The organism is Kitasatospora sp. NPDC050463, assembly GCF_040655255.1.
Classification (GTDB): domain Bacteria; phylum Actinomycetota; class Actinomycetes; order Streptomycetales; family Streptomycetaceae; genus Kitasatospora.
The window spans coordinates 22,180-48,392 of record NZ_JBFAJO010000028.1 but is presented as its reverse complement, the minus strand read 5'-3'; the positions used below and the strand labels follow the sequence as shown (position 1 = coordinate 48,392).

Sequence of the window (26,213 nt, the reverse complement as noted above, 5' to 3'; positions counted from 1 at the left end):
AACGGAGGCACCGGCGCGTGTCACCCGGGGATCGGAGCGGATCACCCGGCTCCGCCCCCTAGCATCGGGACTTCGCGGTCTCGCCCGAGCAAGCGTGACAGAGCGTCACCTCCGGCCCCCAGGAGCGTCCATGCCCACGTCCCCGGGCGGCCAGGCCCGCATCCCCGGCCCGGCCCGGCCCGCGCAACCGCCCCGGCCCGGCTCCCTGCGCAGACTCGGCGAGTGGTGCGCGCGCCACTCCGTCCTGGTGATCGTGCTCTGGCTGGTCGCGCTGGCCGGCGTCCAGGTGATCGACCGCGCGGTCGGCGGGACGTTCTCGGACGACTTCTCGCTCTCGAACACCCAGGCGCAGGAGGGTCGCAACGTCCTCCAGGCGCACGAGCCCTCGGTCGGTGGCACCAGCGCCCAGGTGGTGCTGCACGACGCCCAGCCGCTGACCGGCTTCCAGAGCCAGGTCGACCAGGTGGTCGGCTCGCTGCGCGAACTGCCGCACGTGCAGTCCGCGCAGAGCCCGCTGCCGCCGGCCGGCCAGCCCGCCCCGCCCGGCGGCCCGCTCGCGGCGGATGGCCTCACCGGCTACATCACCGTCCGTTTCGACGTGAACCCCACGACCCTCGGCGCCGACTACCTCGACGGCGTGGACGCGGCCGTCGCCCCGCTGCGGGCGGCCGGGGTGGAGGTCGAGTACGGCGGGCCGCTCGGTGAACTGGCGCGTCCGGCGGCCGACGACCGGGTCAGCGAACTGATCGGCTTCGGGGTCGCGATCGTCGTCCTGCTGATCGGCTTCGGCAGCGTGATCGCGGCCGGCCTGCCGTTGCTCACCGCCCTGATCGGCGCCGTCGTCGGTCTCGGGCTGCTCGGCCTGCTGGCCGCGGCCACCACCTTCGCCACCGTGGCCCCGACCCTGGCGACCATGATCGGCATCGGCGTCGGCATCGACTACGCGCTCTTCCTGCTCACCCGGCACCGGCAGAGTCTGATGGACGGCAGGGACCCGGTGGCCGCCGCCGGGCATGCCGTGGCGACCAGCGGCCGCGCGGTAGTGGTCTCCGGCTGCACCGTGGTCATCGCCCTGGCCGGCCTGGTCGTCTCGCGGGTCAACTTCATCGCCAAGCTCGGCGCCGCCGCCGGGGTGACCGTGATCTCCGCCGTCCTCGCCGCGCTGACCCTGCTCCCCGCCCTGCTGGGCCTGATCGGCCGCCGGATGGACCGCTGGACGGTGCACCGGCCGGTCGCCGAGACCGGGGCCGCACCCGGGGAGGAGATCACCGGGACGTGGCACCGCTACGCCCAGCGGGTGGAGCGCCGCCCGTGGTGGTTCCTGACGGCCGGGGTCGTCGTCGTCGGCATCCTCGCCGTCCCGCTCTTCGCAATCCAGCTCGGCCACATCGACGACGGGGCCGACCCGACCAGCTTCACCGACCGGCGCGCCTTCGACCTGATGTCCGAAGCCTTCGGCCCGGGCTCCAACGGCCCGATCACCGTGGTGGTCGACCAGAGCGCCGTCCCGGCCGACGCCCGGCCCGCGCTGCAGAACTCCGTGCAGCAGGCGCTGGCCGGCACGGCCGACACCGCCGGCGTCACCCCGCTCCAGACCAGCTCCGACGGTGACGTGCTGTTCAACACCGTCACGCCCGCCCAGCGGCCGCAGGACGAGCAGACCACCCAGCTGGTCGGCCGGCTCTCCGACACCGTCCTGCCGCAGGCCGTGGCGGGGACCGGCGCCACGACGTACGTCACCGGCACGACGGCCGCCCAGGTCGAGTTCGGCGACATCGTCGCCGCACGCCTGCTGCCGATCATCGCCGTGGTGGTCGGCCTGGCCTTCCTGATCATCCTGCTCGTCTTCCGGGGCCTGCTGATCGCGGTGAAGGCCGCCGTGCTCAACCTGATCTCCATCGCCGCCTCGTACGGCGTCCTGGTGGCGGTCTTCCAGTGGGGCTGGGGCGGGCCGGCGCTCGGGGTCTCCGGCACCGTGCCGATCGAGAGCTACGTCCCGATGATGATGTTCGCCATCGTCTTCGGCCTCAGCATGGACTACGAGATCTTCCTGCTCTCCCGGGTGCACGAGGCCTGGCTGCGCACCGGGGACAGCAGGGGCAGCGTGGCCCACGCCCTGGAGATCACCGCCCGGGTGATCAGCTGTGCGGCGCTCATCATGGTCAGCGTGTTCGCCGCCTTCATCGTGAGCGACAACATCGTGATCAAGATGATGGGCCTCGGGCTGGCCGTCAGCGTGCTGATCGACGCCACCGTGGTGCGGCTGCTCCTGGTACCGGCCGTGATGACCCTGCTCGGGCCGGCCGCCTGGTGGACGCCCCGCTTCCTGGACCGGGTGCTGCCGCACATCGACACCGAGGGCGAGGGCGAGCAGGCCTGAGGGAGAGCGGGGCCCGGGAGCGAGCGGATCCCGCGCCCGCGCGACCCTCAGGCCTGGAGCGAGGCCAGCGTGACGACGGTGATGTCGGACGGGGCGCCGACCCGCACCGGCGGACCCCAGGCCCCCGCCCCCCGGGTCACGTAGAGCTGGGTGTCTCCGTAGCGTTCCAGGCCGGCGACGGTGGGGTTGGCCAGTTCCGCCAGGTAGTTGCCGGGCCAGAGCTGGCCGCCGTGGGTGTGGCCGGAGAGCTGGAGGTCGACGCCGTGCCGGACGGCGTCGTGGATGGTGACCGGCTGGTGCGAGAGCAGCACGGAGGTGCGGGCCCGGTCGCGGTCGCCGAGCGCCTTGCCGAAGTCCGGGCTGTCACCCTCGGTGCGCCCGGCGATGTCGTTGACCCCGGCCAGGTCGAACCCCGCGAGCTCCACCCGGGCGTTCTGCAGCGGGTGGACGCCCAGCTCGCGGACGAAGTCCACCCAGGGCGCCGCACCGGAGAAGTACTCGTGGTTGCCGGTGACGAAGTACGCGCCGTCGCGCGCCCGAAGCTGCGCCAACGGCTCGGCGGCGCGGCCGAGTTCGGGCACCGTACCGTCCACCAGGTCGCCGACGATCGCGATCAGGTCGGGCTGCGCGCCGTTGATCGTGTCGACGATCCGCCGGGTGTGCCCGCGACCGAGGATCGGCCCGAGGTGGATGTCGCTGACCACGGCGATCCGGTAGCCGTGCGACCGCGCGTGCAGCTTCGCCAGCGGCACGGTGACCTGCTTCAGGCGCGGCCCACGCAGCACCCCGTACGCGCCGGTACCGACCACGGCGGCCGCGGCCCCCGAGGCACCGATGGCGAGCGTCCGGGCGACGAAGAGCCGGCGCCCCGGCGACGGCGCGGCGGCCGACGACTCGGCGGCGGGCGGCGCGGCGGCCGACGGCGCGGCGGGCGGCTCGGCGGCGGCCACCGGGTGCTCACCCGCCGGCTCCGACGGGGCGGCGGCCCGCGGGCGCGGCAGCCGGAGCAGCAGCGGCCGGACGGCCTCGCCGACGGCCAGCGCCATCAGCAGGTACAGCAGCACCGCGAGCCAGAGGTAGCCCGGCCAGGCCAGCCAGCGCTCGACGGAGAGCGGGAGGGCCCGCCCGCCGACCAGCGCGCCCACCGAGAGCAGCGGCAGGGCGACGGCGAGCACGGTGCCCGTCCGGCGCCACCACCCGCCGGGAGCGGAGACGTCGCGCACCAGGCGCCGCCAGAGGTACCAGTGCGCGAGGGCCAGGACGGCGAGGACGGCGAGCAGACCGAGCACCACGAGGACGATCATCACGCGGCCAGTATGAACGGCCGCCCACCGCGCCCGGACGACGGCCCCCGAGGCCGCCCGACCGGCTGGTGCTGTGTCAGATTTGAGCTTTCCGCCTCCTCGCTTCACCTGCTCTGACCTGGCACTTTGCGTCCGCTGAGCGGACATTTCCCGAGGCCTTGTTCCGATACTCGTAGGGAGAAGTTAAGTTGCACCGCAATGCGCGGGTCCGTCCTCCCACCCTCCGGCGTACGAGCCGAGGGGCAGCCGCGCTGGAAAGGCACAGGGCACCCTCGATGAGTGCGGAAACCACCACCTCGGCCGGCTCGCCGCCGGCTGACGCCGCTCCGCAGCAGCAGAAGCAGCTCCACTCCGGTCACGGCGGCGACGGCCACCTGAAGGCCGGGCTCAAGAACCGCCACCTGTCGATGATCGCGATCGGCGGTGTGATCGGCGCCGGCCTGTTCGTCGGCTCCGGCGCGGGCATCGCGTCGACCGGCCCCGGCATCCTGCTCTCCTACACCCTGGCCGGCGTGCTGGTGGTCCTGGTGATGCGGATGCTCGGCGAGATGGCGGCCGCGGACCCGCAGAGCGGATCGTTCTCGGCGTACGCGGACCGGGCACTCGGCCGCTGGGCCGGCTTCTCCATCGGCTGGCTGTACTGGTTCTTCTGGGTCGTGGTGCTGGCCGTCGAGGCCACCGCCGGCGCGAAGATCCTCAACAACTGGGTGCCCGGGGTGCCGCAGTGGGGGTGGGCGCTGATCGTGATGGCGGTGCTGACCGCCACCAACCTCTTCTCGGTGGCCTCCTACGGCGAGTTCGAGTTCTGGTTCGCCGGCATCAAGGTGGTGGCGATCGCCGCCTTCCTGGTGATCGGCACGCTGGCCGCGTTCGGGCTGCTGCCCGGCACCCACGCGGTCGGCACCGAGAACCTGACCGGCCACGGCGGCTTCCTGCCACACGGCGTGGGCGCGGTGTTCACCGGCATGCTCACCGTCGTCTTCGCCTTCATGGGCAGCGAGATCGTCACCCTGGCCGCCGGTGAGTCGGAGGACCCGGAGAAGGCGGTCAGCAAGGCCACCAACAGCGTGATCTGGCGCATCGGGATCTTCTACCTGGGCTCGATCCTGCTGGTCGTGACCCTGCTGCCGTGGGACTCCGCGGCTGTCAAGGGCAGCCCCTACGTGGCCGTGCTGGAGCACGTCGGCATCCCGGGCGCCGGCCAGGTGATGGACGTGATCGTGCTGACCGCCGTGCTCTCCTGCCTCAACTCGGGGATGTACACCGCCTCCCGGATGGCCTTCTCGCTCGGTCAGCGCGGCGACGCCCCCAAGGCCTTCGCCTCCGTGACCGACCGCGGTGTGCCGCGCGTCGCGATCCTCGCCTCGGTGGTCTTCGGCTTCGTGGCGGTGTTCTTCAACTACACCTCGCCCGACACCGTCTTCTCCTTCCTGCTCAACTCCTCGGGCGCGGTGGCGCTCTTCGTCTGGGTCGTGATCTGCTTCTCCCAGCTGAAGATGCGCAAGATCATCGAGCGCGAGTCGCCCGAGCGCCTGACCGTCCGGATGTGGCTGTACCCCTACCTCACCTGGGCCGCGATCGGCATGATCGGCTTCGTGATGGCGTACATGTTCACGGACGCCGACGGGCGCAAGCAGATGTACCTGTCGCTGGTCGCCGCAGCGATCGTGCTGACGGCGTCGGCCGTGGTGGGCCGCCGGCGACGGGCCGCGGCGGTGGCACCGGCCGCCTGATCCGGGGACGCCGCCCGCACACCGGGCCCGGGAGCCGTTGCGGAGGCTCCCGGGCCCGCTGTCGTCCCCGGACGTGGTCGCGCACCGGAGGGCAGCGGCCCGGGCGCCGCCGCCGGTACCGGATCATGACGGGCCGGAGATGACCCGCCGACGGGCGAGCCCCTAACCTTCCCCCTATGCGAGATCTTGCAGCGGGGTTGGGGTACCTGGCCAAGGGCCAGAAGTGGGTGGGCCGGCACGGCCGCTGGTGGGCGTTCGGGATGCTGCCCGCACTGATCACCCTGGTCGGGTACGTGGTGGCACTGGTGTTCCTCGGCGACTGGTCGGAGGACCTCGCGCAGTGGGCCACGCCGTTCGCCGACGGCTGGGGCTCGCCCTGGCAGGGCCTGCTGCGCACCGCGCTCGCCGCGATCGTCTTCGGCGGCGGGCTGCTGATCTCCGTGATCACCTTCACCGCGGTCACCCTGCTGGTCGGCCAGCCGTTCTACGAGTCGCTCTGCGAGAAGGTCGAGGAGACCGAGGGCGGCGCGCCCACCCCGCCGGACGTCCCGCTCTGGCGCGAGCTGTGGATCGCCACGCGCGACAGCCTCGCCGTGCTGGTCCGGGTGCTCGGCTTCGGCGTTCTGCTGTTCGCCTGCGGGTTCATCCCCGTGGTCGGGCAGACTCTGGTACCGGTGGCCGGGTTCCTGGTGTCCGGGTTCTTCCTCACCGTCGAGCTCACCGCCGTCGCCCTCCAGCGGCGCGGGGTCCCGCAGCGCGAGCGGATCCGTCTGCTGCGCGCCCGGCTCGGGCTCGCCCTCGGCTTCGGCGTGCCGCTGATCCTGGCCTTCCTCGTCCCGCTGGTGACCGTCCTCGCGATGCCCGGCGCGGTGGCCGGCGCCACCCTGCTGGCGCGCGACCTGGTGCCGGTGGAGGAGGCCGGGGACGAGCAGGACGAGCAGGACGCGCAGGAGCAGCAGGACTCGCCGGACGGCTCGGGTACGGCGCCCGGCTCCTGGGGGCCCGCCCCCGAGGTCCCCGGGTACGGGTACGGGCCCGGGTACGGCGGGCAACGGCCGGCGCCGGGGAACCCGTACGCGACGGGCCCGGAGGGTGTGAACGCCGACGTGACCACTCCTTATGCGACGAACCCCTACGCGACGGCCCCGGAGGCGGCCCGGCCGTACGGCGGGCAGAACCCGTACTCCGCCCGCTGAGGGCCCCGCGGCGGTGACCGCCCGGTCACCGCGCGTCGCACCGGGGCCGTCGCGCTGTGAGGCCGCCCACAGGGCTCCGCACCACTACTGCCCTCGATAGTTGTCGATGGGCCCAGGTCGGCCGACGTGCCCGCGGAGCGGTACCGACGGGCCCCGCCGGTCAGGCGGACTGCGCCGGACCGGACCGCGAAGAACGCAGGCCACCGCGCCGATTCACCCACGGCTCCGACGGACGGGCGGGCGATCGGCCGTCGGCCGGAGGGTTCGGCCCCCTCACCTCGAAGCGCCCGGCTGCGGCCGGGCGCTTCGCCGTTCCGGCCGCCCCATCCACTACCCGGCGTAGTAGCCGCCGCCTTTGCCGCCCCCGCCGGGCTCTGCGAAGAATGGCAGGTCGCCAGGCAGCGCGGACCGGTCCGTCCGTCGCGCGTCCCGCCCGCCCCGCCGTCACGGCCGGGGTGCCATGGCCGTCCCGGACGGCATCGCGGGCCCTGTCCGCCCGTGTCCTCGTGCCGGAGCCCCCGTGCTCCCGGCACGGCCCCCGACGGAAAAGGATCGTCCGCTCCATGCAGCTCAGCCATGCCCGCCGCAACTCGCTGATCACCGGTATCACCACCCTCGTGGTGGCGGGTGCGGCCACCGCCGCCCTCGCCGTCCCGCAGAGCGGCGGCAACGTCGCCGAGGCGGCCGCCCCGGTGGCCGGTGTCTCCGTGGACGGACAGCCGGTGGCCGCCCAGGCCGACGCGGCCGCGGCCGACGCCGCTGCTGCTGCCGCCGCGCAGGCGCAGGCGCAGGCGGACGCCGCCGCCCAGGCACAGGCCGCCGCCCGGGCGCAGGCCGAGACCGAGGCGAAGGCCCAGGCGGACGCCAAGGCCAAGGCCGACGCGGAGGCCGCCGCCTCCCGCTCGCAGGAGCGCGCCGCGCTGAACGCGAAGCCCGCCTACTCCGGCAGCCCCCGCGAGATCGCCGCCCAGATCGTCCCGGCCGGCCAGCTGCAGTGCTTCAGCAACATCGTGTCCCACGAGAGCAGCTGGAACCACCTCGCCGTCAACGCCTCCTCCGGCGCCTACGGCCTGGTCCAGGCCCTCCCCGGCTCCAAGATGGCCTCCGCCGGCTCCGACTGGCGCACCAACCCCGCCACCCAGATCAAGTGGGGCCTGGACTACATGAACTCCCGCTACGGCAGCCCCTGCGGCGCCTGGTCCTTCTGGCAGACCCACCACTGGTACTGAGCCGACCCCGGCACCAGGATGCGAGGACCTCGCGCGGCAGAGCCCGCGCGAGGTCCTCGCCCGTTGCGCCTCCCGAGGTCTCGCCCGCGCCGCCGGCCCCGATGCGATGCCGACGTGGACGCGTCAGGCATGACGAGTGAAGATATGGCGCACGCTCGTACGATTTGACGCGGATTGCTCAGAATTACAGGCCGTCAGGGCTTTGCCACCTTCCGCGTGCGCTCCTACGCTCCGGCCTCATGCCCTCACCCCTGATCAGCGTCGTGCTCCCCGCCTACGACCAGCAGAAACAGCTGGCGGAATGCCTGGACTCGCTCCTCGCGCAGTCCTTCCGCGACTTCGAGGTCATCCTGGTCGCGGACCGCTCCCCCACCTCCCCGGCCGACCTCGCCGACGCCTACGCGGCACGGCATCCGCGCGTCTCGGTGCTGCACCTCAACGCCGCCGTCGGCGTGGGCGTCAGCCGCGACGCGGGCGCCGCCCGGGCAGCCGGCGAGTACCTGCTCTTCCTGGACGCCGACCACCTGCTGCCCCGGGACGGGCTGCAGGCGCTCGCCGACCGGCTGGAGCAGACCGGGCCGGTGGACGTGCTGCTGTTCGGGCACACCCGGCGGCACGGCGGGCGCGACTGGCCGGGCGGCGCGGAGGCGCTGCTGGCCGACGCCGGGCCCGACGTGACCGGCCCGGCGGGCCGCCCCGAGCTGCTCGGCGCGCCCGCGCTGATCTGGGACCGGCTGCTGCGGCGGGACTTCTGGCAGGACCGCGGGCTCGCCTTCCCGGACGGCCGCTACGAGGAGATCCCGGTCGTCCACCAGGCCATGCTCACCGCCGGGCGGATCGCCGTGCTGCCGCGCGCCTGCGTCCAGCTGCGGCGGCGGGAGACCGTCCACCCGGTCGGCTCGCCCGGCAGCAGCCAGTTCGACATCTTCGACCAGTACGAGCGGAGCTTCGCCCTGGTCGACGAGGTGGCGGCCTGGCAGCCGGAGCTGGAGGCGGTCCGCGACGCCCTGTTCACCCGGATGATCCGGCACTACCTGTTCGTCTTCGACCTGGCCGGGTGCGTGGCGCGGGCCGAGCGGCCGCAGTTCTTCCACCGCGCCGCCGAGCACCACCGCCGCTTCCAGCCGGCCGGGCACCGGCGGCCCGGCGGCCGCGAGGGAGTGAAGTTCTCCCTGCTGGCCGGCGGCGCCTACCCGGCCTTCGAGATGGCCAAGCTCTCGCACATCGCCAAGGGCACCCTCACCGGATCGGCCCGCCGCAAGGCCTCGATCTGACGCCGGGCCGCCGCCTCACACCAGCCGGTGCCCGACGGCGGGCCGGCCGCGGCCCGACGGGCCGCTACACGTGGGCGGTGCCCCCGTCGGCGGCCATCGCGGCGGCGATCCGGCGGGAGGTGTCGGCCCACTCCTCGGCGGGGGCGGGCGGCAGGGCGTCCATCCACAGCGCGAGGGTGGACCCACGCAGCTGCATCATGCCCGCGGGCCTGGCCATCAGCCAGAGGTGCAGGTGCGTGGCACCGTCGCCCCACTTGTTGACGTGCACCCGGGCGATGCCGCCGAGCGACATCAGCGCCGCCTCGACCCGCTGGAGCATCGGGCCGAGTTCGACGGCGCGCTCGGACGGGAGGTCCAGCAGGTCGTGGTGGGCGCGGGGCTGGAGCAGCACGACGGCGGGCAGCCCGGAGGAGGCGTTCGGGGCGCTCAGCCGCCAGTGCGCGTCCGTCCAGAGGAAGTCCTCGTCCGGGCGGGCGCACTGCCCGCAGGCGTCCGGTCCGTCCTCCCCGTGCCGGGGCGGCTCGGGCAGCTCGGGCGCGTCCAGCACCTTGATCCGGATGTCGCCCTCGTACGGGAAGATGTCCCAGGACTGGGCCCCGTCGGCGCGCAGCGGCGGCCGCTCGCCGATCGGCAGCCGGGCGAGGAAGCGGCCGGGGTCGGCGGCGTCGCCGGCCGAAGTGTCGGTGATCATGACAGTCGAGCGTGCCAGATGACACCTCGTCGGCCGCACACCGGGGTGGCCGGAGGCGGCCCGCCCGTCCGGCTGGGATGATCGGCGGCGGTACGCCAGCCCGCCCCCCGGGAGGACCCACGTGAGCCGACCGTCCGCCGCCCCCGGCGCCGACCTCGCCCGGGAGCTCGCCGCCACGCTGCGCGGCGACGTCCGCTTCGGCGCCGCCGAACGCACCGTCTACAGCCACGACGCTTCCAACTACCGCCATCTGCCGCTCGGCGTGGTCAAACCGGCCGACCTGGACGACGTACGGACGGCCGTCGCGCTCTGCCGCCAGTACGGGGTGCCGGTGGTGCCGCGCGGGGCCGGTACCAGCATCGGCGGCCAGGCGATCGGCCCGGGCGCGGTCGTCCTGGACTTCCGGCGCCACCTGGGCGCGGTCCTCGGCGTGGACCCGGAGCGCCGCACCGCCCGGGTCGAGCCGGGCACCGTGCTGGACCACCTCCAGCGGGCCGCCCGCCCGCACGGACTGCGGTTCGGACCGGACCCGTCCACGCACAGCCGGTGCACCCTCGGCGGCATGATCGGCAACGACTCCTGCGGCGCCCACTCGGTGGTCTGGGGGCGCACCAGCGACAACGTCGAGTCCCTCGACCTGCTGCTCGCCGACGGCACCGAGCTCACCGTCGGCGGCCCGCTCGGCCCCGCCGAACGCGCGGCGCTGCGTGCCCTGCCCGGGCGGCCCGGCCAACTCCACCGCGACCTCCAGGAGTTCACCGAGCGCAACCTCGCGGTGATCCGCCAGGGCATGCCGGATCTGCCGCGCCGCACCTCCGGCTACCCCCTGGACGCCCTGCTGCCCGAGCGCGGCCACCACCTCGCCCGGGCGCTCACCGGCACCGAGGGCACCTGCGCCCTGCTGCTCGGCGCCACCGTCCGGCTGGCCGAGGAACCTCCCGCCCGCGCCCTCGTGGTGGCGGGCTACCCGGACGAGACGGCCGCCGCCGACGCCGTGCCCGCGCTGCTGCCGCTGCGCCCGCTGACCGTCGAGGGCATGGCCGCGGACCTGATCGCCGCGCTGGTCGCCGCCGGGCCGCGCCCACCCGCCCTGGACCGGCTGCCCGGGGGAACGTGCTGGCTCTTCCTGGAGGCCGGCGGCGCGACGCCCGCCGAGGCACTCGACGCGGCCCGCCGACTCGCCGACGCCGTCCGGCGGGAGCGCTCCGCCACCACCGCCGTCGTCACCGACCCGGGCGAGCAGCGCCAGCTCTGGGGCGTGCGCGAGGCCGGCGCCGGAATCGTCACCCGGCTGCCCGGAGGCGGCGAGGCCTGGCCAGGCTGGGAGGACTCGGCCGTCCCGCCGGAGCGGCTCGGCGACTACCTGCGCGACCTGCGGGCGCTGCTGCGCCGGCACCACCTGCGCGGCGTCCCGTACGGGCACTTCGGCGAGGGCTGCGTCCACCTGCGGATCGACTTCCCGCTCACCACGCCGCACGGGCCGGCGGTGTTCCGGGAGTTCCTGGAGCAGGCCGCCGACCTCGCGGTCTCGTACGGCGGCTCGCTCTCCGGGGAGCACGGCGACGGGCAGGCCCGCGCCGAACTGCTGCCCCGGATGTACCGGCCCGAGATCATCGCGCTCTTCGGCGAGTTCAAACGGATCTGGGACGGCGGCAACCTGTTCAACCCGGGCGCCCTGGTGGATCCCCGCCCGCTCGACGCCGACCTGCGCCTGAGCGGACCGGTGCGCCTGCTGCCGCTCGCCCTCCCGTACGAGCAGGACGACGGCAGCCTGGCCAAGGCCGTGCACCGCTGCGTCGGGGTGGCCAAGTGCGTGGACCCCGACACCGGCGTGATGTGCCCGAGCTACATGGCCACCGGCGAGGAGCGCCACTCCACCCGCGGCCGGGCCCGGCTGCTCGCCGAGATGCTGCGGGGCGGGGCGGGAGCGATCCCCGACGGCTGGCGCTCGACGGAGGTCCGGGAGGCGCTGGACCTCTGCCTCGGCTGCAAGGGCTGCGCCGGCGACTGCCCGGTCCACGTCGACATGGCGACCTACCGCACCGAGTTCCTGTACCAGCACTACCGGCGCCGGCCCAGGCCCCGGCCGCACTACTCGATGGGGTGGCTGCCGCTCTGGCTGCGGGCCGTCGCGCTCGCCCCCGGCGCGGCCAACCTGCTCGCCCGCTCGCCCGCCGCGGGCCCGCTGAAGCGCCTCGGCGGGGTGGACCGGCGGCGGGTGATCCCGGTCTTCCCGCCCGAGACCTTCACCCGCTGGTACCGACGCCACCGCGCCGCGCGGCCGGCCCCGGCGGACGCCCGGCCCGTCCTGCTCTGGCCGGACACCTTCTCCGACCACCTCCAGCCGAACGTGCTGCGCGCCGCCGTCGAGGTGCTGACGCACCTGGGCTTCGACGTCCGGCTGCCCGCCGGCCCGGTCTGCTGCGGGCTCACCTGGTACTCCACCGGCCAGCTCGGCACCGCCCGGCGGGTGATGCGGCGCAGCCTGCGGGCGCTCGCCGCCACCGGCCTGCCCGCCGACACGCCGGTGGTCGGCATGGACCCGAGCTGCACCGCCACCCTGCGCGAGGACCTTCCCCGGCTGCTGGGCGACGACGGCCGGCCGCTCGCCGCACGAACGCGCACCTTCGCCGAGTTCATCGACCAGTACGCGCCCGACGCCCCGCTCCCCCGCCTCCCGTTCGACGCCGTCACCCAGACCCACTGCCACCAGCACGCCGTCCTCGGCACCGCCGCGGACCGCCGGGTGGAGGCCCGGACGGGTCTGCGCAACCGCGTGCTCGACTCCGGCTGCTGCGGCCTGGCCGGCAACTTCGGCTTCGAGCAGGGCCACTTCGAGGTGTCCGAGGCGATCGCCGAACGCGTTCTGCTGCCCGAGGTGCGCGCGGCGGACCAGGACACCGTGATCCTGGCCGACGGCTTCAGCTGCCGCACCCAGATCGCCCACCTCGCCGAGGGCCGCCGGGCCCTGCACCTGGCCGAACTGATGCAGCGGGCCCTGCGCGAGGAGACCTGACGGCCCGGCGGTCGCAGGCCGGCTTCCGTCGCCGGCCGGTACCGTCGAAGGTCTTCTCCTGGTGGAACCATGGGAGTTGAATGGCCGTCACGACGACGGGCGAGATCCTGCTCCGATCTGCAGGGGGTTGCGGGGATGCTGGTGGAGGCTTTCACGGCGCTGGCGGCGGCCGGCGGGGCGGGGATCGTCCAGGCCGCCGGGACGGACGTGTGGACGGCCGTCCGGGAGCGGGCGGCCCGTCTGCTGGGGCGGGGCCGGCCGGAGGTCGAACAGGCCGCGCTGGAACGCCTCGACCGGACCGGGCAGGCGCTGGAGTCGGCCGCTCCCGAGGAGCGGCAGGGCGTCGCCGGCCGGCACGCGGCTGCCTGGCAGACCAGGCTGGAGGACTTCCTGGACGGGCTGGACCCGATCGAGCGGGCGGCGGCCGGCGCACAGCTCCGGGCCCTGATCGACCTGGCCGCGACCACCGCCGCGCCCGACCGCGTCCAGGTACGGGCGGCGGACAGCGGGGTGACCGTCGGCGGGGCCGTCACCAACCACGGCGGCGCCATCGGCCGCGACTTCGCCGGCCCGGTCACCATCGGCGTCCCCGACCGCCCTACCCCGCCGGGAGCGGCTCCGCGCTGACCGCTCCCGGGGCAGTTCCCGGCCCCGCCGCCCCGCAGGGCGGCGTGTCCAGCCGGCGCGATCTCGTCAACTCGGGCGGCGTGGTGGCGGCGCGCATCCGCGACGTCCACCTGCACGGCCCGCACGCCGTCGCCGTACCCGTCGACGGCCGGCCGGTCCAGATCGGTACCGTCCCGATGCTCGCCGACTGCTTCCGCCACCGGGCGGCCGTCGACGGTGCGCTCGCCCTCCCCGGTGCCGCCGGCCGCGCCGGTGCGGCCGGCACCCTCCCGTCGGTGGTGCTCAGCGGCCCGGCCGGCACCGGAAAGACCCAGGCCGCCGCCCACCACGTCCAACTGGCGCTTCGCACAGCGGCGGTGGACGTGGTGGTGTGGGCGGACGCGGTCAGCGGCGCGTCGATCCGGCACGCCTACGCCTCGGCCGCACAGCGGCTCGGCCTCGGAGCCGGGGCCGGGGCGGAGGAGCTTCTGCTCGCCTGGCTGAACACCACCGACCGACGCTGGCTGATCGTCCTCGACGGCCTGGCGCACCCCGCCGACCTGCTCGGCCTCTGGCCCGCCCCGAGCGCCACCGGCCGGCTCCTGGTCACCACCCGCCGGGCCGACCAGGGCCTGCGGACCAGCCGGCGCCGGCTGGTCCGGGTCGCGCCCTTCACACCCGAGGAGGCGGCCGGCTACCTGGCCGACCGGCTGGCCGTGCACGACCTGGCCCTGCCCGCCCGGGAGCTGTCCGAGCTCGCGGCCCGCGTCGGGCCGCTCCCCGCCGACCTGGCGGAGGCGGCCGCCCGGATCCTCGCCGGCCCCGACGCCGGGGCCGGGATCCACCCGCGCCGGGGCGCCCCGCTCCCCGGCGCGGGTGGATCCCGGTTCAGCGACTGCGCACTGTGCCGGCTCCCGTTCGAGAGCGCCGCGGTCACCCTCGTCCACGCTCCCGAGGACGCGCTCTGGGCCCGCTGGGCCGAAGCCGTCCTGCGCCGGGCGGGCCTGACCGTCCTCCCGGAGTCGGCCGACCGGACGGTCACCCTGCTCTCTCCCGCCCTGCTACGCGATCGCGCCGTCCGGGCCGGGACGGAGGACCCGCCCGGAGCCCGGCCCGAGGCCCCGCCGGCCGACGGCCCGGCCGTCACCGTCCGCATCGAGCCGGTACCCGTCGACGGCCCGGTGGTGGACCTCGTCGGGCTCGACCCCGGCCAGGCCGCCGCGGCCCTGCTCGCCGCGCTGGGCGGCGGCCAACAGGTTCCCGACCTGACCGGCCTGCGCCACCCCGGCTCCGTCCCGACGCACTTCAAGGTGCCGCCACGCCACCCGTCCTTCACCGGCCGCCGGGCGGTGCTGGAGCATCTGCACCACCGGCTCGGCGCGGGCGTGGCCGCCGTCCTGCCGACCTCGCAGACCCTCTACGGGCTGGGCGGCATCGGGAAGACCCAGCTCGCCCTGGAGTACGCGCACCGGTACCGGGCCGAGTACGACCTGATCTGGTGGATCGACGCCGAGCAGACCGAGTCGGTGGCCCTCGCGCTGGCCGGCCTGGCCAGGCGGCTCGGGCTGCCGGTCGGCGACTCGGTCGCGGAGGCCGCCGAGGCGGCCCGCGAGGCGTTGGGCCGCGGCACTCCGACCACGCGGTGGCTGCTGGTCTTCGACAACGCCGATGAGCCGGCCGACCTCCGTCCCTACTTCCCCGACGGGCCGGGCCGGATCCTGGTCACCTCACGCAACCTCGGCTGGACCAGGGCCGCCGACGCCCTGGAGGTCGATGTCTTCACCCGCCGGGAGAGCGCCGAGCACCTGCGTCGCCGGGTGCGCGGGCTCACCACCGGTGACGCGGACGCGGTGGCCGAGGCGCTCGGCGACCTGCCGCTGGCCGTCGAGGTCGCCGCCGCCTGGCTGGACGCGACCGCGATGCCCGTGCCCGCGTACCTCGCCCAGCTCCGGCACGCACTCTCCGCCGAGGGCGCCTTCGACTACCCGCGCTCGGTGGCTGCCACCTGGGGCGTCTCGATCAGCCGGCTGCGCGTGCAGTCCCCGGCCGCCGCAAGGCTGTTGCAGCTCTGCGCCTACTTCGCGCCCGAGCCGATCTCCACCGGCCTGCTCTACGGCGACCGGATGGTCGAGGCCCTCGGCGAGGCCGATCCGGCGGTGACCGACGCCTTCGCCGTCGCCGCCGCCGTCCGGGCCCTCGGCCGCTACTCCCTCGCCCGGGTGGACGCCGAGGCCGGCGGGCTCCAACTGCACCGGCTGGTCCAGGCGGTGGTGCGGGACGAGCTCGGCACGCCACTCGACCGGGCCCTCGCCAAGCACACCGTGCACCGGATCCTCACCGGCGCCCGGCCACTCGTCGGTGAGACCGACGACCCGGCCAACTGGCCCGCCTTCGAGGAGATCTGGCCACATCTGGAACCGTCCGAGGCACCGCTATGCGACGAGCCGGAGACCAGGGTGCTGCTGATCGACCGGGTCCGCTACCTCTGGAAACGTGGCGAGCTGAACCAGGCGCTGGCCGTCGGGCGCTCGCTCGACGCCCTCTGGGTCGAGCAACTCGGCTCGGACGACGAACAGACCCTGCTGCTGCGCTTCCAGACCGCCAACGTGCTGCGCGCCCAGGGCAAGCACGCCGCCGCACTCGCCCTGGACGAGTTCACACTGGCCCGCCAGCGGGCACTGCTCGGCGAGCACCACCCGCACACCCTGCTGACCGCCGGCTCGCTCGCCGCCGACTGCCGGGCCCTCGGCCGGTTCCGGGAGGCGCTCGACCTGGACCGGCGGACCCTCGACCAGGTCCGAGCACTGTTCGGCGACGAGCACCCGCGCACCCTCGCCATGGCGAACAACCTGGCGATCGACCACCGGCTGGCCGGCGACAGCGCGGCCGCCCGCGACCTGGACCGGGAGAACCTGGAGCGACGCACCGCGGTCCTCGGCCCGCGGCACCCCTACACCCTCTCCACCAAGACCTGCCTCGCTCGGGACCTGCGCGAACTCGGCGACCACGAAGGCGCGATCGAGCTCCTCGGGGAGGTGATGGCCGACCTCGACGGTGTCCTCGGCCCCGATCTGCCCGAGCACCTGCGCAACGCGACCCTGCTGGGCGCCGCACTTCGCCGCGCCGGCCGGCTCACCGAGGCCAGCCGGATCACCGCTGAGACCTTCGAACGCTACCGGGACCGGTACGGTCTCGAGACACCCGACGCGCTGGTCTGCGCGCTCAGCCGGGCCGCCGACCACAGCGCCGCCGGCGACCAGACGGCCGCCCACGAGCTGACCGTCCGCGTCCACGGCGCGTACCGGCGGATGTTCGACGACGAGCACCCGTTCACCCTCGCCTGCACCAACAACCTCGGCGTCTACCTGCGCCGCGCCGCCGACTCCCGCTCGGCGGTCCGGCACGGCCGCGCGACGGCGGACGCCCTGCACCGGGCGGTCGGACCGGCGCACCCCTTCACTCTGGCCGCGACCGCCAACCTCGCCAACGCGCTGGCCGACGAGGGCGGTTGGGACGAGGCCGAACAACTGCACCGCCGCGCCCTGGTCGGCCTGACCGGCCGCTACGGGCCGGACCACCCGGACGCCCTCGCCGGCAGGGCCGACCTGGCGCTCACCCTGATGCGGAGCGGGGGCGACCCGGCGGCCCCGGAGCGGCACCGCCGGGCGGTCGCCGACCTCGCCCGGCGCCTCGGCGAGGAGCATCCGGACACCCGCGCGGCACGCGCGCTGCGCCCCATCGACCGTGAACTGGAGACCCAGCCGACCTGACCGGCCCCGCCCCCGGCCACCGCCCCGACCTCCACCCCATGACCCGGACTCCGACCAGCTCCTACCCGGCCTGCGGCTGCTGCACCTCCGTCGATCGCGGCGGATCCTCCGCGCAGACCGCCGAGACGAACTCCGCCAGCCGGGCCTGCGGCAGCCCGCGCGCGATGTCCGCCTCGCTGATCATCCCGACGATCTGGTGCTCCGGGTGGCTGATCACCGGCAGCCGGCGCACCCGGTACTGCTCCATCATCCGCAGCACCTGTTCGGCGTCCTCGTCCGCCTCGACCGTCATCGGGCGGCCCTGGGCGAGTTCGCCCGCCGTCACCTGCGCGGGGTCGCGGCCCTCGGCGACGCACTTCAGCACGATGTCGCGGTCGGTCACGATGCCCAGCAGCTTCTGCCTCTCACCGCAGATGGGCAGCGCCCCGACGTCGCGTTCCCTCATGATCCGGGCGGCGGCGGCGAGGGTCTCGTGCTCACGGACGCACTCCGCACCCGGGTGCATGATGTCGCTGGCTTTGGTCATGATCGGCCTCCTGACGTGCCTGCCACTCCCGTTACTCCATCGTGGGCCGGGCCCGGGGGCGCCGCCACCGGGCCCGGCACGTCGCGCTCGGACCCGTTCGTCACCCGGTCGGCCTCCTCGGCCGCTGCCCGGTCGGCGCCGTCCGGCCCGTCGAGCGGTGAGTGCTCCAGCAGCTCCTCCAGCGGCGGCAGTTCGAGCTGCTCCACCTCCGGACCACGCGGCGGCCCGACCGGCGACTCCCCCGACGCCTCCTCGCCGCCCGTGCCCGCCGTCTTGCGGTTGACCTCCACCGCGCTGTCCAGGAACCGCAGCAGCTCCACCGGGAACGGCAGCACCAGGGTCGAGTTCTTCTCCGCCGCCACCTCGACGACGGTCTGCAGCAACCTCAGTTGGAGTGCCGCCGGAGTCGCGCTCATCACCGCCGCCGCCTCCGACAGCCGCGCCGAGGCCTGGTACTCGCCGTCCGCCGTGATGATCCGCGCGCGGCGCTCCCGCTCGGCCTCCGCCTGCCGGGACATCGAGCGCTTCATCGACTCCGGCAGGGCGACGTCCTTGATCTCGACCCGGTCGATCTCGATGCCCCAGCCCAGCGCCGGGCTGTCGATCATCAGCTCCAGGCCCTGGTTGATCGGCTCGCGGTTGGCCAGCAGGTCGTCCAGCTCGCTCTTGCCGATGATCGACCGCAGCGAGGTCTGGGCGACCTGCGAGATCGCGAAGTTGTAGTCCTGGACGTTGACGGTCGCCTTCACCGGGTCCTCCACCCGGTAGTACACGACCGCGTCCACCCGGACGGTCACATTGTCGCGGGTGATGCCCTCCTGGGCGGGGATCGGCATCGTGACGATCTGGACGTTCACCTTGCGCAGCCGGTCCGCCACCGGTACCAGCCGCACCAGCCCCGGCGCCCGGACCTCCTCCCGCACCCGGCCGAAGCGGAACACCACGCCCCGCTGGAACTGCTGCACCACCCGGACGCTCAGCCCGGCCCACACCGCCACCAGCACGACGGCCGCCAGCACCGCATCGAATATCAGCATCGCGGTCTCCTCGCGCGCGCACCACCGCCCCGGCGGTCGCCGCCCCGGCCCTGCCGGGGGCCGCCGGAGCAGCCGATTCCACGCTACGCCTGCGGGGGCGCCACCGGAACGGCCGCCTGCCCGCGGCCGCCGGCCCTAGGATCGTCCTCATGTCCCAGCCTGCCGACGAAGGCCCGGCCACCGACCCCGCGGACCCGCACCACCCGGCCGGGGCCGCCGCCCGCGCGGACGGCATCGCCGCGCTGGACCGCGTCGTCACCGGTTGCCGCGCCTGCCCCCGCCTGGTCGCCTGGCGTGAGGAGACCGCCCGCACCAAGCGCCGCGCCTACCTGGACTGGGACTACTGGGGCCGCCCGATCCCCGGTTTCGGCCCAGCGGACGCGCCGCTCGTCCTGGTCGGCCTCGCCCCCGCCGCACACGGCGGCAACCGGACCGGCCGGATCTTCACCGGCGACCCGTCCGGCGATCTGCTCTACGCCGCGCTGTACGAGCTCGGGCTGGCCAATCGCGCCGAGTCCGTCCGGCACGGGGACGGCCTGCGCCTGCACGGCGTCCGGATCACCGATCCGGTGCGCTGCGCGCCGCCCGACAACAAGCCGACCACCGCCGAACGGGACACCTGCCGCCCGTGGATCACCCGGGAGCTGGAGCTGCTGCGGCCGACCGTACGGACCGTCGTCGCGCTCGGCGGGTTCGCCTGGCAGGCGCTGCTCCCGGCGGTGGCGGCCGCCGGCTGGCAGGTGCCCCGGCCCCGGCCGGCCTTCGGCCACGGCGCCCACGTCATCCTGCCGGCCGCCGACGGCGGACCGCCGCTGGAGCTGTACGGGTGCTACCACGTCAGCCCGCGCAACACGAACACCGGCCGGCTGAGCACCGTCATGCTGCGCGGACTGCTCCGCACAGCCGCCCGCTCGGCCGGCCTGGACCCGCACCCGGAGCGGCCGGCCCCCGTCGGCTGAACACGGGCCGAGCACCGGCCGGGGCCGGCCGAGAAACGGCCGGGCGGGGTCGAGCGCCGGCCAGGGACGTGGCTGCGGTGCCCGCACTCCCCTGGTACCGGTCCCGCCTCCGGCCCGCACCCCGCCGAGGAGCTGACCCCGCCGTGCTCGCGGCTCAGCCGGCCAGCACCTCGGTCAGCAGCCCGCCGACCAGCCGGACGCCGTCCTCGGTGAGGATCGACTCGGCGTGGAACTGCAGCGAGGCGAAGTGCGGCCCGCGCAGCGCGTGCACCTCGCCGGTCTCCGTGTCCCGGCTCACCTCCACCAGGCCCACCCCCTCGCACTCCACCTTGGCCTCGACGCTGCGGGCGGCGAAGGTGTTGTAGAAGCCCACCCGCTCCCGGGCGCCGAAGAGGTCGATCTCCCGCTGCACACCCTGGTTGGGCGCCTCCCGGCGCACCAACGGGAGGCCGAGCCGCAGACCGAGCACCTGGTGGCTGAGGCAGACCGCGAAGAACGGTCGCCGCTCCTGGAGCAGCACGTCGATGGTCGACCGCAGCCGCGCGATCTTGGGGTGCCCAGTCTCGCGCGGGTCGCCCGGTCCGGGGCCCATGACGACGAGGTCGTACCCGTCCGGCGGGTGCGGCTCGTTGAACCGACGGACCGTCACCGAAAGCCCGAGCGCCCGGAGTTGGTGGTCGATCATCGCCGTGAAGGTGTCCTCCGCGTCCACCACCAGCACCCGGCGCCCGGTCAGGAGCGGCTCCGGCCGGGCCCGCGCCGCGGCCGGAGCCAGCCAGAAGCCGGCGATCGTCGCATTGCGCCGCTCCAAGGCGGCCAGGACGTCCGGGTGCCCGGCGAACCGGACCGGACCGTCCGCGGGCGGGACCCCGGGAACGGCGGCCCGAGCGGCGGGGGCGGTGCCACGGCCCGCCGGACCGTCCGCCCGCAGGGCCGCGAGCAGCCCGGCCGCCTTCGCGCTGGTCTCGGCCACCTCCTGGTCGGGATCGGAGTGGCGCACCAGCGTGGCGCCCACCCCGATCCGCACCCGGCCCGCGGCGTCGATGTCGGCGGTCCGGATCAGGATCGACGAGTCCAGGGCGGCGCCGCCGTGCTCGTCGCGCCCGATCAGGGCGACCACGCCGCTGTAGTAGCCACGGCCCTGCGGCTCGTACCGGCGGATCACCCGGCAGGCGCTCTCCAGCGGGCTGCCGGTGACGGTCGGCGCGAACATCGTCTCGCGCAGGATCTCGCGCGGGTCACGTGTGCTGCGCCCCTCGATGACGTACTCGGTGTGGGCGAGCCGGGCCATCTCCTTGAGGTGCGGGCCCACCACCCGGCCGCCCGTGTCGCAGATCCGGGCCATCATCTTGAGTTCCTCGTCGACGACCATGTACAGCTCGTCGGCCTCCTTGCGGTCGGCGAGGAAGTCCATCACCTGCGGCAGTGTGGGGCCCGCGGGCGGGTACCGGTAGGTGCCGCTGATCGGGTTCATCACCGCGTTGCCGCCGGACAGGCTGAGGTGCCGCTCGGGGGTGGCACCGACGAAGGTGCGCGCCCCGGTGTGGACGATGAAGGTCCAGTAGGCGCCCGACTCCCCCCGGACCAGCCGCCGGAAGAACGACAGCGCGCTGTGCGTCGTGTAACCGGTGATGTCGGCGAGGAACGAGCGCTTGATGACGAAGTTCGCCCCCTCGCCCTGGCCGATCTCGTCCGCGACGACCCTGCGCACCGTGTCGGCGTAGGCCTCGTCGGCCACGTCGAAGTGGCCGCCGGCCAGCGTGATCGGCACGTCCGGGAGCCGCCGCAGCACCTCGGCCAGCGGCAGGACGCCCTGATCGGTGACGGTCATCGCGATCAGCGGCTCGCCGTCGTCGGCGCAGGCGAAGCCGCGCTCGGTGATCTGCCGGTAGGGGACGACCGCCAGCACCTCGTGCCGCGCCCCGCCGGTGGGCGCGGGCCCCTCGGGTACGGGGAGGTCGGCCAGCGTACCCGGCGTCGACACCGTGCCTACCAGCACGTCCAGCGCGTCCGGCCCGGTCGACTCCGGGCGGTGGATGAGGGCGAAGGCGGGCGGCAGCGGCGCCAGGACGCGGTCGAGCAGGTCCACGGCGAACGCCGGCGGCGCCCCGGCCCCGGTCATACGCCGGCCTCCCGGACGCCGCCGGCCGCGACGGCGGACGGTCGGAGCCGGGCGAGGACCTCGTCGGCGGTGACGACCACGGCGCAGCGCTGCGCCGCGTAGTCGAGGGCCAGCCGGTGGTACTCCTCGGAGAAGTCGGCGGTCGCGTCGGCGACCAGGAACGGCTGGATGTCGTTGGTGAACGCCTCGACCGCGCTCATCAGCACGCCGACGTGGGCGTAGACGCCACAGATGACGAGCTGGTCGCGGCCGCGCTCGCGCATCCGCTCCAGCAGGTCGGAGCGGAAGAACGCGCTGTAGCGCCACTTGGTGAACACCCAGTCGTCCGGCGCCGGTTCGAGCGGCTCGACGACCTGCCGGTCGACCGGGTCGACCCGCATGCCCGGTCCCCAGAAGTCCTTGAGCAGGCCGCGCTGCTCCTCGGTCATGCCGCCGGGCTGCGCGGTGTAGGCCACCGGGATGCCCAGCGCGGCGCTGCGCTCGCGCAACCTGGCTGCGTTGCCCACGAGTTGGTCACGGACGGCCTCGGGGAACGGCCGCAGGAAGTAGCGCTGCATGTCGTGCACGAGCAGCACCGCCCGGGCCGGGTCCACGGTCCACCGGGCGGTGTTGCGGGGCAGGTCGGCCGCGGTCGGCATCGGGTACGGCGCGATGGGGGGTATGCCCGCCATGGCCTTCCTCTCCTGGATCGGATCGCTGGTGGGGAGCCGGGAGTTCCGGCGCAGTCGGACGTGCCGGCGTGGTGGGACGCTCCGGCGCTGCCGCCGTACGTGGTCTCGGCCGGGGTCAGGCCTGGACGCCGGCCGCGCCCACCGGGGTCGACCGGCCGGTCAGCCACCAGGCCGACACCACGGACAGGGCCTGGCCCGGGTTGAGTCGCGGGTCGCAGAAGCTGGTGTACTTGGCCCCGACCTCGTCGAGCCAGGCTTCGCTCTGGACGCATTCGGTCACGTCGTCGGGGGTGGTCTCCAGGTGGAGCCCGCCCGGCGTTCCACCGGCGTTGCGGACCGCGTGCTGGAACTCCCTGACCTCACGCGAAATCGCCTGTACGAAGCGGGTCTTGAGCCCGTCCGGAGTGCTGACGGTGTTGCCGTGCATCGGGTCGGTGAGCCAGATCACCGGGTGCCCCGCGCCGCGGACGGCCGCGACGAGGGCGAGCAGCCGCTCGGCCACCGCCTCGACGCCCATCCGGGCGATCAGCGTGAGCCGGCCCGGCTCACGCCGGGGGTCGAGCCGTTCGCACAGGGCCAGCAGTTCGTCGACCACCATCGTCGGGCCGACCTTGCAGGCCACCGGGTTGATCACCTCGGCGAGCAGTGCGACATGGGCTCCGTCGATCTGCCTGGTCCGCTCGCCGATCCAGGGCCAGTGCGTGGAGGCGAGGAGCAGCCGCCCCTCGTCGTCCCGGCGCAGCATGGGGACTTCGTAGTCGAGCAGCAGCGCCTCGTGGCTCGTCCAGACGGGCGTACCGACGGAGAGCGGACCGCCGCGGCTGCGCCACCCCAGGTATCCCATGACGTCGTGGGCGGCCTGATAGCCAGTCAGAAGTCTCAACGGGTCGGGACGACGCAGCTCGGGGTCGGGCTCCGGGCTGTTGACCATGTGTCCGCGATAGACCGGCAGTTCGACGTTCCCGACCCGCTCGGTGGGGTTGGAGCGGGGCTTGGCGAACTGTCCGGCCATCCGGCCGGCGCGCACCACCGGCTTGCAGGTGTCCAGTTGGAGCGCTCCCGCGAGCAGGTCGAGCACAGCGACCTTGCGCGCCACGTAGCCGGGGGTGCATTCGGCCGGGTCCTCGGCGCAGTCGCCCGCCTGCACGACGTGGGCCTCGCCCGCGGCGACCCGGGCCAGCAGCGCGCGCAGCGTGCGGACGTCCTCCGCGTCGACGAGCGCGGGCCGGGTCGCCAGTTCCCTCCTCACCTGTCGGACCAGCGCAGCGTCTTCCCAGGGCGGCTGCTGCAACGCGCTTTCCAGTCGGATATCGAGCAGAGTACCTTCCACCGATTTCTCCAAATCGCGAACGGGCGATGGGCGCAGTCGCCCCACGGCCGAGCAGGCGGGCATTTCGCGCAACTGTCAACGGAGCCGGAAATCGAATCCACACGGACCGGGGCCGCAGTCGCCGCAGGGGCGGCGCGGCCGTGGATCTCCTCGCTCACCCCGCGTGAACATCGATGAAACACGAGAGAGCCGCGGGCGGAGAAGGCGAACTGAACCGCTGTACCGAATCGATTGGCACCGAACCGTCCGCGACCCCCGCAACCCCCTGAATCATGTAACAGAACGGTGGGGCCGCCAACGTTCGTCGCCGCACTTCGTCAGGTGACCGGCAGTTCGTCAGGTGACCGGTACTCCGTCAGGTGGCGAGTAGTCCGTCAGGTTGTCGCGGGCTCGTAGCACCGCCGTCCGCGCACGGGGCCATCGGAGCAGTCGGGGGAACCGTCCGAGCGATCTGAGTCATCGTCATATTCCTTGGTGAGTACGGGTAGAGGCGAACCTCGCGACCCCCTCGGCGATGGCCTGCGAGACTTCAGCCATGGACAACGATCTCCTTTCCGGCAAAGTCGCCCTCATCACCGGCGCGAGCAGCGGCATCGGCGCGGCAGCGGCCCGGGTCTTCGCCCGGGAGGGCGCCGCCGTGGTCCTCACCGCCCGCCGGGAGGAGCGCCTGGCCGCCCTGACCGCCGAGCTGCGGGACAAGGGCGCCCGCGCCGCGTACGTGGTGGGCGACGTCACCGTCGCCCGGGACGCCGCCGCGGCGGTGGACTTCACCGTGGGCGAGTACGGGCGGCTCGACGCGGCCTTCAACAACGCGGGGATCGGCGGCGACCGCACGCCGCTGCACCTGATGGCGGACGACGTCTACGACACCGTCATGGACACCAATGTGCGCGGCGTCTTCAACTGCCTGCGGTACGAGATAGCGGCGATGCTGGAACACGGCGGGGGCAGCATCGTCAACAACAGCAGTGTGGCCGGCCTGGTGGCGATCCCCGCCGCCGCTCCCTACATCGCCTCCAAGCACGCGGTCATCGGCTTCACCAGGGCCGCCGCCGACGAGTACGCCAAGCAGGGCATCCGCGTGAACGCGGTCGCCCCCGGAACCACCCGCAGCGAGATCACGGCCGACTGGTTCGGCCGCAACCCCGGCCTGGAGGATCTGGCCAACTCGCTGACGCCACAAGGGCGTACGGCGGCTCCGGAGGAGATCGCGGAGGCGGCGGCCTGGCTGCTGAGCGACCGCTGCCCGTTCCTGACCGGCACGGTCCTGCCGGTGGACGGCGGCTTCACCAATCAGTGATCCGACCGGTGACCCGATCGGCGACGCAGTCGGCGACCCGGCCGGTGACCCGACCAGTGATCAGCCAGTGCTCAGCCGGTGATCAGCGAGTGCTCCGCCGGTGCTCGGCCGGTGAGCCGCCCATCGGGGGCCGTCGCCCCCCGGTCACCGCCGCGCGCCGGTGAACTCGACCCGGAAGGCCTGCTCCCCGTCCTGCGTGCCGGTGACCCGGACGGTGCGCAGCGCGGGGTGACCACCCGGCACGTACTCGGCCTCGATCCAGCACGGCCGGTCGAGCTCGACGTAGCGCCGGTAGCCGGTGGCGACACCGGTGGGCAGGAAGGGCGACCGGCCGTACAGGGCCTGGGCGGCCTGGGCCGCGGCCTCCAGGAGCGCCAACCCCGGTACGTGGTCCACGGGGTGGTCGAAGAGCAGATGGTTGGCCGGGTCGTTGCGCAGCAGCCAGCGGTGCGGCCGGTCACCCGGCGCGAGGGCCACGTCGGTGGAACGGAGCCGGCCCACGAGGCCGGCGGCTATCGGCTCCGGCAACGGCCAGGCACCCCAGCGGACCCCGAGGCCGTCGCCTCGGACCCGCCGGTAGGCCGCGGGCGAGATCCAGCCGAACTCGGAGTCCGCCCGGGCCACCGGGGCGCCGTCGCACCGGACCAGGATGCCCATCCGCAGGGCGCTGACGGCCCGTCGGCTCCGCTCGGCGGACGACACCGTGACCCGCACGTCCAGCGTCGCGGTCCGGCCACGCGGCAGCCGGAAGTCCGGATCGATCGTGAAGTCCAGGGTGCTCAGCACGGTTTGATGAGTCAGCGGGACGTCGTACTCGGCGTGCGCGACGACCAGACCGCTCTGCCGGATGGTCTGGGCGAGTATGCGCGGGTCGTACGGCAGGTCCACCTGCACGGCCGGCCATCTGACGTCCAGCCCGAACTCGTCGGCCCCCAGCCGCTCCCAGCCGGCGACCAGGATGGAGGTCTCACGTCGAAGATGTGCGTAGGCGCCGAGGAGAGTCGGCGAAGGAGTGGATGAACGCGGTGCGAGAGTGACGTCTTGCAAGGCCCCCCCTTAGTCTGACGGG

18 protein-coding genes are annotated in these 26,213 nt (G+C 74.3%); 10 read left to right on the top strand and 8 right to left on the bottom strand.

The window, feature by feature from the left end:
• Positions 1-130 precede the first annotated feature (130 nt).
• Positions 131-2,380: an MMPL family transporter gene (locus AB0J08_RS19320; protein WP_360635125.1), complete on the top strand. Its 2,250-nt coding sequence runs from the start codon at positions 131-133 to the stop codon at positions 2,378-2,380.
• A gap of 47 nt (positions 2,381-2,427) precedes the next feature.
• Here the strand turns inward: AB0J08_RS19320 and AB0J08_RS19315 are convergent, their stop codons facing one another.
• Positions 2,428-3,684: a metallophosphoesterase gene (locus tag AB0J08_RS19315; RefSeq protein ID WP_360635247.1), complete on the bottom strand. Its 1,257-nt coding sequence runs from the start codon at positions 3,682-3,684 to the stop codon at positions 2,428-2,430.
• Positions 3,685-4,091: 407 nt separating this feature from the next.
• Between AB0J08_RS19315 and AB0J08_RS19310 the strand changes: the two genes are divergently transcribed.
• From AB0J08_RS19310 to AB0J08_RS19295, 4 genes are all read left to right on the top strand, one after another.
• Positions 4,092-5,417 (top strand): amino acid permease, encoded by a 1,326-nt coding sequence (locus tag AB0J08_RS19310; RefSeq protein ID WP_360635244.1) that lies wholly within the window; start codon positions 4,092-4,094, stop codon positions 5,415-5,417.
• A gap of 176 nt (positions 5,418-5,593) precedes the next feature.
• Positions 5,594-6,613 carry an EI24 domain-containing protein gene (locus AB0J08_RS19305; protein WP_360635122.1) on the top strand — a complete coding sequence of 340 codons (1,020 nt, stop codon included), beginning with the start codon at positions 5,594-5,596 and terminating at the stop codon, positions 6,611-6,613.
• A 563-nt stretch (positions 6,614-7,176) separates the two neighbouring features.
• A complete protein-coding gene (locus tag AB0J08_RS19300; protein WP_360635119.1) occupies positions 7,177-7,842 on the top strand; it encodes a transglycosylase SLT domain-containing protein in 666 nt (221 codons plus the stop codon).
• A gap of 239 nt (positions 7,843-8,081) precedes the next feature.
• Entirely contained in the window at positions 8,082-9,116 is a 1,035-nt protein-coding gene (locus tag AB0J08_RS19295; protein WP_360635116.1) for a glycosyltransferase, read from the top strand.
• A 64-nt stretch (positions 9,117-9,180) separates the two neighbouring features.
• Here AB0J08_RS19295 and AB0J08_RS19290 read toward each other — a convergent pair whose 3' ends face one another.
• A complete protein-coding gene (locus AB0J08_RS19290; RefSeq protein ID WP_360635113.1) occupies positions 9,181-9,807 on the bottom strand; it encodes a hypothetical protein in 627 nt (208 codons plus the stop codon).
• Positions 9,808-9,928: 121 nt separating this feature from the next.
• Between AB0J08_RS19290 and AB0J08_RS19285 the strand changes: the two genes are divergently transcribed.
• From AB0J08_RS19285 to fxsT, 3 genes are all read left to right on the top strand, one after another.
• Positions 9,929-12,823 carry an FAD-binding and (Fe-S)-binding domain-containing protein gene (locus AB0J08_RS19285; protein ID WP_360635110.1) on the top strand — a complete coding sequence of 965 codons (2,895 nt, stop codon included), beginning with the start codon at positions 9,929-9,931 and terminating at the stop codon, positions 12,821-12,823.
• Positions 12,824-12,958: 135 nt separating this feature from the next.
• Positions 12,959-13,450, top strand: coding sequence for a hypothetical protein (locus AB0J08_RS19280; RefSeq protein ID WP_360635107.1), 492 nt, complete (start codon positions 12,959-12,961; stop codon positions 13,448-13,450).
• A gap of 44 nt (positions 13,451-13,494) precedes the next feature.
• Positions 13,495-17,199: an FxSxx-COOH system tetratricopeptide repeat protein gene (gene fxsT / locus AB0J08_RS19275; protein ID WP_360635104.1), complete on the top strand. Its 3,705-nt coding sequence runs from the start codon at positions 13,495-13,497 to the stop codon at positions 17,197-17,199.
• Between the two features lie 61 nt (positions 17,200-17,260).
• On the opposite strand, the gene AB0J08_RS19270 is transcribed toward fxsT, so the two are convergent.
• Complete coding sequence (locus AB0J08_RS19270; protein ID WP_360635101.1) at positions 17,261-17,725, bottom strand: CBS domain-containing protein; 465 nt, start codon at positions 17,723-17,725, stop codon at positions 17,261-17,263.
• Positions 17,722-18,762: a slipin family protein gene (locus AB0J08_RS19265; RefSeq protein ID WP_360635098.1), complete on the bottom strand. Its 1,041-nt coding sequence runs from the start codon at positions 18,760-18,762 to the stop codon at positions 17,722-17,724. The genes AB0J08_RS19270 and AB0J08_RS19265 overlap by 4 nt, the downstream gene beginning before the upstream one ends.
• 149 nt (positions 18,763-18,911) lie before the next feature.
• Here AB0J08_RS19265 and AB0J08_RS19260 point away from each other — a divergent pair, with 149 nt between their 5' ends.
• Positions 18,912-19,721 (top strand): uracil-DNA glycosylase, encoded by an 810-nt coding sequence (locus AB0J08_RS19260; protein ID WP_360635095.1) that lies wholly within the window; start codon positions 18,912-18,914, stop codon positions 19,719-19,721.
• Between the two features lie 154 nt (positions 19,722-19,875).
• Here the strand turns inward: AB0J08_RS19260 and AB0J08_RS19255 are convergent, their stop codons facing one another.
• From AB0J08_RS19255 to AB0J08_RS19245, 3 genes are all read right to left on the bottom strand, one after another.
• Positions 19,876-21,843 carry an anthranilate synthase family protein gene (locus tag AB0J08_RS19255; protein WP_360635092.1) on the bottom strand — a complete coding sequence of 656 codons (1,968 nt, stop codon included), beginning with the start codon at positions 21,841-21,843 and terminating at the stop codon, positions 19,876-19,878.
• The gene (locus AB0J08_RS19250; protein ID WP_360635089.1) at positions 21,840-22,514 is read right to left on the bottom strand and encodes an isochorismatase family protein; all 675 of its coding nucleotides are present in this window, start codon (positions 22,512-22,514) and stop codon (positions 21,840-21,842) included. Before AB0J08_RS19250 ends, AB0J08_RS19255 begins: the two co-directional genes overlap by 4 nt.
• A 115-nt stretch (positions 22,515-22,629) precedes the next feature.
• Positions 22,630-23,844: a 3-deoxy-7-phosphoheptulonate synthase gene (locus AB0J08_RS19245; protein ID WP_360635086.1), complete on the bottom strand. Its 1,215-nt coding sequence runs from the start codon at positions 23,842-23,844 to the stop codon at positions 22,630-22,632.
• 535 nt (positions 23,845-24,379) lie between these two features.
• On the opposite strand from AB0J08_RS19245, the gene AB0J08_RS19240 reads away from it, so the two are divergent.
• Complete coding sequence (locus AB0J08_RS19240) at positions 24,380-25,144, top strand: glucose 1-dehydrogenase (RefSeq protein WP_360635083.1); 765 nt, start codon at positions 24,380-24,382, stop codon at positions 25,142-25,144.
• Between the two features lie 144 nt (positions 25,145-25,288).
• Here the strand turns inward: AB0J08_RS19240 and AB0J08_RS19235 are convergent, their stop codons facing one another.
• Positions 25,289-26,191 carry a ScbA/BarX family gamma-butyrolactone biosynthesis protein gene (locus AB0J08_RS19235; RefSeq protein WP_360635080.1) on the bottom strand — a complete coding sequence of 301 codons (903 nt, stop codon included), beginning with the start codon at positions 26,189-26,191 and terminating at the stop codon, positions 25,289-25,291.
• Positions 26,192-26,213 lie beyond the last annotated feature (22 nt).